The sequence below is a fragment of the Pseudomonas sp. PDM21 genome, assembly GCF_014852505.2.
Lineage (GTDB): Bacteria > Pseudomonadota > Gammaproteobacteria > Pseudomonadales > Pseudomonadaceae > Pseudomonas.
The window spans coordinates 2,855,417-2,868,840 of record NZ_CM181223.1; the positions used below are offsets into that span (position 1 = coordinate 2,855,417).

The 13,424-nt window shown below is 66.1% G+C and carries 9 protein-coding genes and 1 pseudogene; 2 read left to right on the forward strand and 8 right to left on the reverse strand.

Going from position 1 to position 13,424, the window contains the following annotated elements; all coding sequences use genetic code 11:
- Nucleotides 1-51 precede the first annotated feature (51 nt).
- On the forward strand, nucleotides 52-1,167 hold the full coding sequence (gene aguA / locus IB275_RS13365; protein ID WP_192295527.1) for an agmatine deiminase: 1,116 nt from the start codon (nucleotides 52-54) through the stop codon (nucleotides 1,165-1,167).
- Between the two features lie 52 nt (nucleotides 1,168-1,219).
- On the opposite strand, the gene IB275_RS13370 is transcribed toward aguA, so the two are convergent.
- Nucleotides 1,220-2,401, reverse strand: coding sequence for a GGDEF domain-containing protein (locus IB275_RS13370; protein WP_192295528.1), 1,182 nt, complete (start codon nucleotides 2,399-2,401; stop codon nucleotides 1,220-1,222).
- A 217-nt stretch (nucleotides 2,402-2,618) separates the two neighbouring features.
- Between IB275_RS13370 and IB275_RS13375 the strand changes: the two genes are divergently transcribed.
- Nucleotides 2,619-2,882 (forward strand): hypothetical protein, encoded by a 264-nt coding sequence (locus IB275_RS13375; RefSeq protein ID WP_138214502.1) that lies wholly within the window; start codon nucleotides 2,619-2,621, stop codon nucleotides 2,880-2,882.
- A 12-nt stretch (nucleotides 2,883-2,894) separates the two neighbouring features.
- Here IB275_RS13375 and IB275_RS13380 read toward each other — a convergent pair whose 3' ends face one another.
- The 7 genes and pseudogenes from IB275_RS13380 to IB275_RS13410 all read right to left on the reverse strand — a co-directional run.
- Nucleotides 2,895-3,722 (reverse strand): peptidylprolyl isomerase, encoded by an 828-nt coding sequence (locus tag IB275_RS13380; RefSeq protein WP_192295529.1) that lies wholly within the window; start codon nucleotides 3,720-3,722, stop codon nucleotides 2,895-2,897.
- 11 nt (nucleotides 3,723-3,733) lie between these two features.
- A complete protein-coding gene (gene narI / locus IB275_RS13385; protein ID WP_138214500.1) occupies nucleotides 3,734-4,417 on the reverse strand; it encodes a respiratory nitrate reductase subunit gamma in 684 nt (227 codons plus the stop codon).
- Between the two features lie 29 nt (nucleotides 4,418-4,446).
- Nucleotides 4,447-5,217 carry a nitrate reductase molybdenum cofactor assembly chaperone gene (gene narJ, locus IB275_RS13390; protein WP_192295530.1) on the reverse strand — a complete coding sequence of 257 codons (771 nt, stop codon included), beginning with the start codon at nucleotides 5,215-5,217 and terminating at the stop codon, nucleotides 4,447-4,449.
- Nucleotides 5,210-6,769 carry a nitrate reductase subunit beta gene (narH, locus tag IB275_RS13395; protein WP_192295531.1) on the reverse strand — a complete coding sequence of 520 codons (1,560 nt, stop codon included), beginning with the start codon at nucleotides 6,767-6,769 and terminating at the stop codon, nucleotides 5,210-5,212. Before narH ends, narJ begins: the two co-directional genes overlap by 8 nt.
- The gene (locus tag IB275_RS13400; protein ID WP_192295532.1) at nucleotides 6,766-10,530 is read right to left on the reverse strand and encodes a nitrate reductase subunit alpha; all 3,765 of its coding nucleotides are present in this window, start codon (nucleotides 10,528-10,530) and stop codon (nucleotides 6,766-6,768) included. Before IB275_RS13400 ends, narH begins: the two co-directional genes overlap by 4 nt.
- Before the next feature lie 75 nt (nucleotides 10,531-10,605).
- Nucleotides 10,606-12,036 (reverse strand): NarK family nitrate/nitrite MFS transporter, encoded by a 1,431-nt coding sequence (locus IB275_RS13405; protein WP_412548213.1) that lies wholly within the window; start codon nucleotides 12,034-12,036, stop codon nucleotides 10,606-10,608.
- A gap of 384 nt (nucleotides 12,037-12,420) precedes the next feature.
- Nucleotides 12,421-13,254 (reverse strand): annotated as a pseudogene (locus IB275_RS13410) (MFS transporter); the annotation flags it as partial.
- Nucleotides 13,255-13,424 lie beyond the last annotated feature (170 nt).

Below are 13,424 nucleotides of genomic sequence, written 5' to 3' on the forward strand. Positions count from 1 at the left end.
GCGAGACGGCAACCTTGAGGCATTCCAGTCCCTGATTGCGGAGTACCACCGATGTCTCGCACCCACTCGACACTGCCCAAGGCCGATGGCTTCCGCCTGCCCGGCGAATTCGAACCCAAGGCCCGCTGCTGGCTTGGCTGGCCCGAGCGCACGGATGTCTGGCGCAACGGCGGCAAGCCGGCGCAGAAGATCTGGGTCGAGGTGGTCAGCGCCATCGCCAGCAGCGAGCCGGTGACCGTCTGCGCCTCTGCCGCGCAGTACGCCAACGCCCGGCGCATGCTCCCCGAGAATGTGCGCGTGGTGGAAATGACCTGCAACGACACCTGGTTCCGCGACAGCGGCCCGGCTTTCCTGGTCAATGACGCCACCGGCGAGATGCGCGGGGTGGACTTCCAGTTCAACGCCTACGGCGGGCTCGATGGCGGCCTTTATTACCCCTGGGACAAGGACGACCAGATCGCGCAGAAGATCCTCGAGATCGAAGGCTTCGACCGCTATCGCGCGTCGATCATCGCCGAGATGGGCAGCATCCGCAGTGACGGCCAGGGCACCCTGCTGACCACCGAGCAGTGCCTGCTCAACCGCAACCGCAATGCCCACCTGGGCAAGGAAGAGGTCACCCGCCGGCTCTGCGACTACCTGGGCGCCGAGCACGTGATCTGGCTGCCGCGCGGGTGCAAGTTCGACGAAACCGACGGCCACGTCGACGATCTGGCCTGCTTCGTGCGGCCCGGCGTGGTGGTGATGCAGTGGACGGACGACCGCAGCGACCCGCAGTGGGAAATCTACCAGGAGGCCTACGACGTGCTGCGCAGCGCTCGCGACGCCCGAGGCAACGCGCTGGAAGTACACAAGCTGCCGCAGCCGCAGGTCCTGGAGTGGACGGCTGCCGAGGCCGAGGGCCTGGACCAGGTCGACGGCAGCTTCGACCGCCAGGAAGGCACGAAGATCTGCGCCTCCTACATCAACTTCTACACCGGCAACTCGGCCATCGTGATGCCGTTCTTCAACGACCCCAACGACCGCATCGCCCAGGGCGTGCTGGCCGAGCTGTTCCCGGACAAGCGCGTGATCGGTATCGACAACTCGCGGGAAATTCTCCTGGGCGGCGGCAACATCGGCTGCATCACCATGCCCCAGTACGCGGCGCCGGCGCGCCACACCTGAGGTCCCCACACGGCCCGCCTTGCGCGGGCCGCGTTGCTCCTATCGGTTCGAATCAGCCCAGGCGCAGCGGATCGCCACCGGCCACCGTGCGGTCCATCAGGCGGATGCTGTCGCGACCGCCGCGCTTGGATTCGTAGAGCGCAGCGTCGCCTTGCTCGATCAGCGCGGCGAGGCTGGCCGGTGGCTGGTCGAACAGGTTGGCGCCGATGCTCAGGGTCACGGCCTGGGGCGTGGCGAAGTTCTGCGTGGCGGTGGTCTGGAACTGCTCGCGCAGCTTGCCGGCCAGTTCCATCACCTGTTCGCCGCTGATATTGCTCAGCAGGATGACGAACTCGTCACCGCCCAGGCGCGCCGCCACGGCCCGCTCGGGCAAAGCGGCGCGGATCATCTCGCTGAGCGCCACCAGCAGGCGGTCGCCGGCGGTATGCCCGTGCAGGTCGTTGACCTGCTTGAAGTTGTCGATGTCGATCAGCAGCAGCGCGCCGGGGCGCTCCGGGGAGATCTCCTCGAACACGCGCGGCGCACGGACTTCGAGGGCGCGGCGGTTGTACAGGGCGGTCAGCGGGTCCCGCGCGGCAAGCCGGGCGATGCGTTTCTCGCGGCGATAGCGCTCGGTGCCGGTCATCGACAGGGCGATCAGCATGATCGCCATGGCGCCTTCGACCAGGGAAATCTGGATGATTTCGCCACGGAAGGCGGCCAGGTCGATCAGCGTACCGGGGATGATCACCGTCGCGCCCTTGGCCAGGTAAAAGGCGCCGTGTACCAGCATCACGTAGCGCAGTTGCACCGCGCCCACGCTCAGGGACTTGCCGTGGGGCCGCAGCAGGTAGCTGGCGCGCAGGGAGAGCAGGGCGACCAGCCAGGAGTTGGCCAGCAGCATGAGCTTGGACCACAGCGGGCCGCCGTCGGGAAGCGCCAGCAACGCTATCCAGGTGAGCGGGACGAGCAGCCAGCCCCGCGACAACCTCGCTTCGGTGAACTTCGCCACGCCGCTGAGGAAGAACCAGTGCGCCAGCACCAGCAGGCCGTTGGCGAACCAGATGCCCACCAGCAGGTAGCCGCTCATGCGCAGCAGGGCGAGGGTGGAGCCGATGGTGATGGTGGCGAAGCCCGCGCTCCAGTAGAGCAGCGAGCGTTCGCGCACGCTGCGCCATTCGATGGCCAGGTACAGCGCTGCGGCCGCCGCGAGGGCGACCGTGATGGTCAACATGGTGGGTGGATCGAGCGACATTTTCGAAACCGTACTGCACTGTCGGCAAAAACCGTGATTGTAAGCGCCCTTGCTGGTTTTCCGGTATGCCAGCCGGGCGCTTCCGGTCGGGTTTGCAGCGCCCCTGCCGTGTCTGGGAAGCGCTTCTTGCGCTTTCGTCGCATTGCCGAAGCGGCCAGTGGCCATCAGACTGCGCGGGTTCGTGAGTATTCGCTGGGGGGCTGGGAGGCCCGAAGCCATGGAAAAGCCAACGCGCCGGCGCTGGAGTCCGTTCTGGATGCTGATCGTCGCCGCCAGCTACCTGATTGCCATCCTTTTCACCGTTGCGCTGGCGGGGCTGGGCTGGATTCTCTTTTCCGGCGGCCTGGACGTGACCGTGGTGAAGGAGCGCCGCTACCTGCTGCTGGGTAGCGGCGGACTGATGCTGGCGGTATCGGCCTATATCCTGCTGATGTCGATCCCGACCAGCTTCATCTCCACCGTGCGCCGCGACCGTTCCTGAGCCCTGGGCAAGTCAGAGCCCGATATCGCTGCGCCGGTTGCCGGAGCCTTCGATGGGGTCTTCATCCAGGCTGAAGCCGCGGACACCGATTTCCTTCTCCAGCGCCAGCAGGTACTGGCGCAGGGCGTGGCGGGTGGATTCCTCGCGCAGGCTGTGGTGTACGTGGTTGGCGACCTGGGAATAGGGCAGCGGCTTGCGTTCCTGGCGCTCGTCGATGCTCACCACATGCCAGCCATAGCGTGACGCAAGTGGCCGGTCGTGCAGGCCTACCGGCAGGCGCTGGATGGCCTGGTCCAGCTCAGCGACGGTCTGCCCGGAGGTCAGCCAGCCCAGTTCGCCGCCTTCGTCCTTCGACGGGCAGGCGGAATGCCGCTGAGCCAGGTCGGTGAAGCGCTCCGGGTGCTCGCCCAGCTCCTTCAGCAGCTTCTCGCCCAGCCGGTAGTGCGCGTCGCGGGCCTTGGCGTCTTCCGGTGCGGCGGGCAGCAGGATGTGCCGCACGCGCAGGCGGGTCGGTTCGGAGAAGCGCTCGCGGTGGGTGTCGAAGTAGCGCCGGCAGCTGGTTTCGTCCGGCTCCGGGATGTTCAGCTCGCGTTCCAGCAGGGCCGCGACGGCCTGGTCATCATCCTCGATGTTCGCTGTCAGCCCGAGCATGGCGGCGCGCTGCGACAGCAGCTCGCGCACGACCAGTGCGCGCACGGCGCTGAGCTGCGCATCGGCCAGCGAGGAGGCCGGGTGGAAGGGCGTCTCCTTGGCGATGTCGGCCTCGGTCAGTTCGGTGTCGCCGACGCGGATCACCGGGATCGGTGCATCGGGGAGGTTCTCGACGGCAATCATGTCCATTGGCTTTTTCCTTAGCCGCGACGGCGGACGATCTGGTAGTTACGGCCGAAGTAGCCCAGCGGAATGCTCCACACGTGCACCAGACGGGTGAAGGGGAACAGCAGGATGATGGTCAGGCCGATGAAGATGTGCAGCTTGAAGATCAGCGGCGCTTCCATCACGAAGTCGGCCGCGCCGCCGCGGAAGAACACGATGGCCTGCGCCCAGTTGGCCAGCGCCAGCATCATGCCGCCGTCCAGGTGGTCCATGGATTCGAAGATGGTGGTCAGGCCCAGGCAGGCCTGCAGCAGGAGCAGGGCGATGATCAGGTTGTCCATCGCGCTGGAGGAGGCGCGCACGCGCGGGTTGGTCAGCCGCCGCCAGAGCAGCATGGCGCCGCCGATCACGCAGAGCACCCCGGCGATGCCGCCGAAGATGATCGCCATCAGCTGCTTGTGCCCGGCCGAGAGGAACGGCGCGTAGACCCAGTGCGGCGTCAGCAGGCCGACCAGGTGGCCGCCGAAGATCGCCAGGATGCCGATGTGGAAGAGGTTACTGGCCAGGCGCATGTGCTTCGACGAGAGCATCTGGCTGGAGCCGGTCTTCCAAGTGTACTGGCCATAGTCGTAGCGCATCAGGCTGCCGATCAGGAACACGGTGCCGGCGAGGTAGGGGTAGATGCCGTAGATGAATTGGAGCAGGTATTGCTCGAACATGATGGGCCTCCGTTCATTCTTTGCCGGGTTCAGGGGCGCTCTGACGGCATGATCTGCACGACCTGGGGCAGCGCTTCGTACTTGCGTTCAGCCAGGCGTCGTCCTTCGGCTGACTGCAGGCTGCAGTCCTTGTCGGTTTCGGCGTGGAAGCGCACGGCTTCTTCCTCCCACACCGCGTCCAGCGCCTGGGGCGTGTTGTCCGGTGCTTCGCCGGCGGCCACCGGGCGCTGCTCGTCGATGGCCTCGGTGGCGCCGATCAGCGCGAGCAGGGCGCGGGGTACCAGCGCGTAGCGGGTGCCGCGCTCTTCCAGACGCGCGGTGAGCAGGGCGAGGATGTGCTGGATGTCGCCCAGCCACTGGCCGATTTCCTCATGGCTGCGGGTCGACAGGTACTCTAGGAACAGCGGCAGGTAGTCCGGCAACTCGCGGGCGTCGAGCTGGAAGCCGGCGGCTTCATACTCGGCCAGCAGGTTGACCATGGCCTGGCCGCGGTCACGGGATTCGCCGTGCACGTGCTCGAACAGCAGCAGTGAGGTGGCGCGGCCACGGTCGAACAGCTCGACGTAGGCTTCCTCGAGATCGAGCAGGTCGCCGGCGGCCAGTTCAGCGCACCACTGCGCCAGTTCCGTGCGCAGCTTCAGTGGCAGGCGGTCCTCGCCGTCGAGAATCTCCACGGCTTCGGCGCAGGCCGCCTGCAGCTCGGCGGTGGGGTAGTCGAGCAGGCGCGCCAGCACGCGCAGGCTGAGCAGGCCGACGATGGGGCCGTCGTGAGGTTTGGGAATGGCTTCGTAGTTACCCATGGCGGCTGTCCTCCACCGGCTCGAAGGTCTGCACCGGCTTGACCAGCGTGGTGGTGTTCTTGCGTCCGCCGAACAGGCTGACCTGGTTGTTGCCGCCACCGTTGCAGCCGTCGCCGAAGGTGAAGCCGCAACCGCTGCGTTCGGCATAGGCCTCGGGGATGTGCTCGCGGTGGCCGGTGGGAATGACGAAACGATCCTCGTAGTTGGCGATGGCCAGGTAGCGGTACATCTCCTCGACCTGGTTCTGGGTCAGGCCGACCTGTTGCAGCACCTCGGTGTTCAGCTCCTTGTCGACGTGCTTGGCGCGCATGTACACGCGCATTGCCATGAGGCGCTTGAGGGCCAGCACCACCGGTGCTTCCTCGCCGGCGGTGAGCATGTTCGCCAGGTAACGTACCGGGATGCGCAGCGACTCGACCTTGGGCAGCACGCCATCGAACTCCACGTGCCCGGCCTCGGCGGCGGACTGGATGGGGGAGAGCGGCGGCACGTACCAGACCATCGGCAGGGTGCGGTATTCCGGGTGCAGCGGCAGGGCCAGCTGCCAGTCGATGGCCAGCTTGTAGACGGGTGAGGCTTGCGCTGCGGCGATCACGTTGTCGGGGATGCCGTCCTTGCGCGCCTGGGCGATGACTTCCGGGTCGTGCGGGTCGAGGAAGATTTCGCACTGGCGGTGGTAGAGGTCGCGGTCATCCTTGGAGGCGGCCACTTCCTCGATGCGGTCGGCGTCGTAGAGCAGCACGCCGAGGTAGCGGATGCGTCCCACGCAGGTTTCCGAGCACACCGTGGGCTGGCCGGTCTCGATGCGCGGGTAGCAGAAGATGCACTTCTCCGACTTACCGCTTTTCCAGTTGTAGTAGATCTTCTTGTACGGGCAGCCACTGATGCACATGCGCCAGCCGCGGCACTTGTCCTGGTCGATGAGGACGATGCCGTCTTCCTCGCGCTTGTAGATCGCGCCACTGGGGCAGGAGGCCACGCACGCCGGGTTCAGGCAGTGCTCGCACAGGCGCGGCAGGTACATCATGAAGGTGTTTTCGAACTGCCCGTAGATGTCCGCCTGTACCTGGTCGAAGTTGATGTCCTTGCGCCGCTTGGCGAACTCGGTGCCCAGCAGTTCTTCCCAGTTCGGGCCCCATTCCACCTTGTCCATGCGCTGCCCGGAGATCAGCGAGCGCGGCCGCGCCACCGGCTGGTGGTCGCCCTGCTTGGCGCTGTGCAGGTGCTGGTAGTCGAAGGTGAAGGGCTCGTAGTAGTCGTCGATCTCCGGCAGGTCCGGGTTGGCGAAGATGTTCGCCAGTACCCGCCACTTGCCGCCGATGCGCGGGTTGATGGAGCCGTCGGCGTTGCGCACCCAGCCGCCGTTCCATTTCTTCTGGTTCTCCCATTCCTTGGGGTAGCCGATGCCGGGCTTGGTCTCGACGTTGTTGTACCAGGCATATTCGATGCCTTCGCGGCTGGTCCAGACGTTCTTGCAGGTGACCGAGCAGGTGTGACAGCCGATGCACTTGTCGAGGTTCAGGACCATCCCGACCTGGGAACGAATCTTCATTTGACGGCCTCCTGCTGATAGTCGTTGCCTTCACCGTCGAGCCAGTCGATGCGGCGCATCTTGCGCACGATGACGAACTCGTCGCGGTTGGAACCCACGGTGCCGTAGTAGTTGAAGCCGTAGGAGAGCTGCGCGTAGCCGCCGATCATGTGGGTCGGCTTGGGACAGACCCGCGTGACCGAGTTGTGGATACCGCCGCGCGTGCCGGTCATCTCGGAGCCTGGGATGTTCAGGATGCGTTCCTGGGCGTGGTACATCATCGCCATGCCCGGGCGCACCCGCTGGCTCACCACCGCGCGGGCGGCGATGGCGCCGTTGGCGTTGTACAGCTCGATCCAGTCGTTATCGGAGACACCAATGGAGCGTGCGTCGTCCTCGGACATCCAGACGATCGGCCCGCCGCGCGACAGGGTCTGCATCAGCAGGTTGTCGCTGTAGGTGGAGTGGATGCCCCACTTCTGGTGCGGGGTCAGCCAGTTCAGGGCGATTTCCGGGTTGCCGTTGCTTTTCGGCGCGGCAACGCTGGCGGCGGCCTTGGTGTCGATGGGCGGGCGATAGACCATCAGGCTTTCACCGAAGGCGCGCATCCACGGGTGGTCCTGGTAGAACTGCTGGCGGCCGGTGACGGTGCGCCAGGGGATCAGCTCATGCACGTTGGTGTAGCAGGCGTTGTAGCTCACGTGCTCGTCTTCCAGGCCCGACCAGGTAGGGCTGGAGATGATCTTGCGCGGCTGCGCGACGAGGTCGCGGAAGCGGATTTTCTCTTCTTCCTTGGGCTTGGCCAGGTGCGTGTGGTCGCGCCCGGTGATCTTCGACAGCGCCGCCCAGGCTTTCACCGCTACCTGGCCGTTGGTTTCCGGCGCCAGCGCGAGGATCATCTCGGCGGCGTCGATGGCCGAGGCGATCTTCGGCCGGCCGGCGGCGGAGCCTTCCAGCTTGCGGTAGTTGAGCTTGCCGAGCAGGTCGACCTCGGTCTCGGTCTTCCAGGCGATGCCCTTGCCACCGTTGCCGATGGTGTCCAGCAGCGGGCCGACGGAGCTGAAGCGCTCGTAGGTTTCCGGGTAGTTGCGCTTGACCTCGATGAGCGACGGCATGGTCTTGCCGGGGATTGCCTCGCACTCGCCCTTCTTCCAGTCACGCACTTCGGGCTGGGCCAGCTCGCCGGGGCTGTCGTGCTGCAGGGGCAGGGTGACCAGGTCGGTTTCCTCGCCCAGGTGGCCGACGCACAGGCGCGAGAAGGCCTGGGCGATGCCGTCGTAGATCTGCCAGTCGCTGCGCGCTTCCCACGCCGGGTCGGTGGCGGCGGTGAGCGGGTGGATGAAGGGGTGCATGTCCGAGGTGTTGAGGTCGTCCTTCTCGTACCAGGTGGCGGTGGGCAGCACCACATCCGAGTAGAGGCAGGTGGTGGACATGCGGAAGTCCAGGGTGGTCAGCAGGTCGAGCTTGCCTTCGATGGGGTCGTCCTTCCAGACCACCTCCTCGGAGCGCTGCTTGCCCGCTTCGCCCAGGTCCTTGCCGAGCACGCCATGCTTGGTGCCCAGCAGGTACTTGAGCATGTACTCGTGGCCCTTGCCGGAAGAACCGAGCAGGTTGGAGCGCCAGACGAACAGGTTGCGCGGGTGGTTCTGCGGGTTGTCCGGGTCTTCGCTGGCAAAACGCAGCTGGCCGCTTTTCAGTTGCTCGACGGTGTAGTCCACGGTGCTCTTGCCGGCGGCCTGGGCGGCGGCGGCCAGGCGCAGCGGGTTGATCCCCAGTTGCGGTGCGGAGGGCAGCCAGCCCATGCGCTCGGCGCGCACGTTGAAGTCCACCAGGCTGCCGCTGAAGTCCTGCGGGCGGGCGAGCGGGGAGAGCAGCTCCTTCACTTCCAGCTTCTCGTAGCGCCACTGGCTGGAGTGGTTGTAGAAGAACGAGGTGCCGTTCATGTGGCGCGGCGGACGGTGCCAGTCGAGGGCGAAGGCCAGCGGCGTCCAGCCGGTCTGCGGGCGCAGCTTTTCCTGGCCGACATAGTGCGACCAGCCGCCGCCGCTCTTGCCGATACAACCGCAGAGGATGAGCATGTTGATCAGCCCGCGGTAGTTCATGTCCATGTGGTACCAGTGGTTCATCCCGGCACCGACGATGATCATGGAACGGCCATGGGTCTTGTCGGCATTGAGGGCGAACTCGCGGGCGATGCGGATCATCTGCGCCGCCGGCACCCCGGTGATCGCCTCCTGCCAGGCCGGGGTATAGGGCTTCATCTGCCCGTAGTCGCTGGCGCCGTCGTCCTCGCCCGCACCGCCGACGGTGGCTTGCAGGCCACGGTCGATGCCGTAGTTGGCGGCGGTCAGGTCGAACACGGTGACCGCCAGCACCTCGCGGCCATCGGCCAGTTTCAGGCGCTTGGCCGGCACATGGTGGTAGATGACGTCGCGCACTTTCACGTTGGGGAAGTGCTGGCGCTCGATGCCACCGAAGTAGGGGAAGGCCACCCGCGCCACTTCGTCATGGTGGCCGAGTTGCGACAGGCGCAGGCTGATCTCCTTGCCGTCGGCGTCGACCTGCTCCAGGTTCCAGTGGCCGCTCTCGCCCCAGCGGAAGCCGATGGCGCCGCGCGGTACCACCAGGCGGTCGCCGCTTTCGTCCCAGGCCACGGTCTTCCATTCGGGGTTGTTGGCCTGCTCCAGGTTGCCGTCGAAGTCGCTGGCGCGCAGCTGCTTGCCCGGCACCAGGCTGCCGTCGTCGCGCTGTTCCAGCTCGACCAGGATCGGCATGTCGGTGTAGCGGCGGATGTAGTCGGTGAAGTAGGCGCTGGGTTTCTCCAGGTGGAATTCCTTGAAGATCACATGGCCCATGGCGATGGCCAGCGCGGAGTCGGTGCCCTGCTTGGCGCTCATCCATTCGTCGCAGAGCTTGGATATTTCCGCGTAGTCGGGGGTGATGGCGATGGTCTTGGTGCCCTTGTAACGCACCTCGGTGAAGAAGTGCGCGTCGGGGGTGCGGGTCTGCGGGACGTTGGAACCCCAGGCGATGATGTAGCCGGAGTTGTACCAGTCGGCGGACTCGGGCACGTCGGTCTGCTCGCCCCACACCTGTGGCGAGGCGGGCGGCAGGTCGCAGTACCAGTCGTAGAAGCTCAGGCAGACCCCGCCGATCAGCGACAGGTAACGGGTGCCCGAGGCGTAGGAGACCATCGACATCGCCGGGATCGGCGAGAAGCCGGCGACGCGGTCCGGGCCGTAGGTCTTCACGGTGTAGACGTTGGCGGCGGCGACCAGGGTCTGCATCTCGTCCCAGTCGGCGCGGACGAACCCGCCACGGCCACGGATGGATTTGTACTGTTTGGACTTCTGCGGGTCCTCGACGATGCTCGCCCAGGCCAGTACCGGGTCCTTGTGGGTCGCCAGCGCCTCGCGCCATAGCTGCACCAGCGCCTTGCGCACCATGGGGTATTTCAGCCGGTTGGCGCTGTACAGGTACCAGGAATAGCTGGCGCCGCGCGGGCAGCCACGGGGCTCGTGGTTGGGCAGGTCGGGGCGGGTGCGCGGGTAGTCGGTCTGCTGGGTTTCCCAGGTGACCAGGCCGTTCTTCACGTAGATCTTCCAGCTGCAGGAGCCGGTGCAGTTCACCCCGTGGGTCGAGCGGGCGATCTTGTCGAACTGCCAGCGCTGGCGATAGCCGTCTTCCCAGTCGCGGCTCTCATCGCGGGTTTCGCCGTGGCCGCCGGCGAACTCCGGGGGACGCTTGACCAGGTAGCGCAGGCGGTCGATGAAGAAGCTCATGTTTCTCCTCCTTGGCAGGGCACGCGGTTAGCAACGCGCCTCTCTAGCAACGCGACTCTTCAGCAACGCAGCTCGTCAGCAACGAACTTCGGCATTGCCACGGGTGTAGTAGAACCAGGTCAGCGCGATACACAGCACGTAGAACACGATGAACCCGTAGAGCGCCCATTCCGGGCCTCCGGTGAGGTCGAACGAACTGCCGAACGATTTCGGGATGAAGAAGCCGCCGTAGGCCGCTACCGCCGAGATGAAGCCCACCGCCGCGGCGGACTCCTTCTCGCTCTGCAGGCCCTGTTGCTCGGCGGGCAGGCTGGGGAACAGGCGGGGTGTCATGATCCGGAAGATCGCCGGGATCATCTGCGTGGTGCTGGCATTGCCCACGCCGGAGAAGAAGAACAACAGCAGGAACATCGCCAGGAAACCCCAGAAGGCGCCCGGCTGATCCTTGCCTTCGATGAAGAACAGCACGCCGCCGACGCACACGGCCATGGCGACGAATACCCAGAGGCTGATCCGCCCGCCGCCGAAACGGTCCGCCAGGCCGCCGGTGAAGGCGCGGGCGAGGGCGCCGATCAGCGGCCCGAGGAAGGCGAACTTGAGTACGTCGACGCCGGGGAACAGGTGCCCGGCCAGCAGCGGGAAGCCAGCGGAGAAGCCGATGAAGCTGCCGAAGGTGCCGGTATAGAGCACGCTCATCAGCCAGGTGTGCTTGCGCTTGAAGATCGCCATCTGGTCGGCGAAGGACGACTTGGCGCTGGCGATGTCGTTCATGCCGAACCAGGCGGCGATGGTCGCCAGGATGATGAACGGCACCCAGATGAAGCCGGCGTTCTGCAGCCACAGCGGCGTGCCGGCGGCGGTCATCTGCGGCTCGCCGCCCAGGCTGCCGAACACCGCCATGGTGATGCACAGCGGCACGGCGAACTGCATGACGCTCACGCCCAGGTTGCCCAGTCCGGCGTTCAGGCCCATGGCCGCGCCCTTGGCCTGTTTGGGGAAGAAGAACGAGATGTTCGCCATGCTGGAAGAGAAGTTGCCGCCGCCCAGGCCGCAGAGCAGAGCGAGGATCAGCATCACCAGGTACGGCGTGTTCGGGTTCTGCACGGCGAAGCCGATCCAAAGTGCCGGCAGCAGCAGCGACGCGGTGGACAGCGCCGTCCAGCGCCGGCCGCCGAAGATCGGCACCATGAAGCTGTAGAAGATGCGCAGGGTGGCGCCGGACAGGCCGGGCAGGGCGGCCAGCCAGAACAGCTGGTTGGCGCTGTACTCGAAGCCCGCCAGCGGCAGCTTGGCTACCACCACCGACCAGACCATCCAGATGGCGAAGGCCAGCAGCAGGTTGGGGATGGAGATCCACAGGTTGCGCGTGGCGATGCGCTTGCCGGTCTGCTCCCAGAATGCCGGGTCCTCGGGGTGCCATTCGCGCAGGACGAAGCTGCTGGGGGTGGAGAGCTCCGGCAGGTCGCGGGAGGAACTGCGCTCGGCCCATTCCACCCGCTCGGCCATGCGGATCGCATAGTGCATCCAGGCCAGGGCGCCGGCGGCGATCAGGAACAGCAGCATGAAGCAGCTCTGCCAGATGCCGACCACGTCGTTGAGCATGCCGAAGGTCAGCGGCAGCAGGAAGCCGCCCAGGCCGCCCATCATCCCCACCAGCCCGCCGACCACACCGACGTGCTGCGGGTAATAGGTGGGAATGTGCTTGAACACCGCCGCCTTGCCCAGGGACATGAAGAAGCCCAGCACGATGATGATTGCGGCGAAGCCGATCAGCCCCAGGTGCATGGCGAATTCCACCTCGCCGCGCACGCCGGTGACGACATAGCGGGTCGGTGGATAGCTGAGCAGGAAGGTGCAGATCACCGACAGGCTCAGGGTCCAGTACATCACCCGGCGCGCGCCGTAGCGGTCCGACAGCCAGCCGCCGAGGATGCGGAACAGCGAGGCCGGCACCGTGTACAGCGCGGCGACGAAACCGGCGGCGGCCAGCCCCAGGCCGTACACCTCCATCAGGTAGTGCGGCAGCCACAGGGCCAGCGCGACGAAGGCGCCGAAGACAAAGAAGTAATAGAGCGAGAAGCGCCACACGCGCAGCTCGGCCAGCGGCGCCAGTTGCTCGGACAGCGGGATGGCCTTGGCCTGGCGGGTGGCGGCCTGCGGGTCGGTCTTGGCCAGCAGGATGAACAGGATACCCATGACGCCGAGCACGATCGCATAGACCAGCGCGGCGCCGCGCCAGCCGAGGGCGAGCATCAGCAGCGGGGCGGCGAGGTTGGTCAGGCCGGCGCCGACGTTACCGGCGCCGAAGATCCCCAGCGCGGTGCCCTGTTGCCCGGCTTCGAACCAGGTGGCGGTGTAGGCAGTGCCGACGATGAAGCCGCCGCCGGCGAGGCCCACGCCAAGGGCGGCCACCAGCAACATCGGGAAACTGTTGGCGAAGGTCAGCAGGTAGACGCAGACGGCCGACACCAGCATCAGCAGGCCGAACACCCAGCGGCCGCCGTAGCGGTCGGTCCACAGGCCGAGGAAGATGCGCGAGATCGAGCCGGTCAGCACCGGCGTCGCCATCAGCAGGCCGAGCTGGGTATCGCTCAGGCCGAACTCGTTCTTGATCTGCAGGCCGAGGATGGAGAACAGCGTCCATACGGCGAAGCACAGGGTAAAGGCCAGGGTCGACAAGCCGAGAGCGCGATAGCGGTCGCCGGCTGGAATTGAAGTAGCCATTCTGCACGCAGTCCCTTGAAGGTACCGTCAGCAACGGTTCGTTCCATCCAGCCGTAACGATGCCGGGGCAGGTCAGTGGGTACCTGCGCTCGCGGGCATTGCCATTAGCCGAATCACGGTGTCTTGTGGAATCTCTGGTTATCTTGGCACCGCTCAGGTGCTGCAGAGGT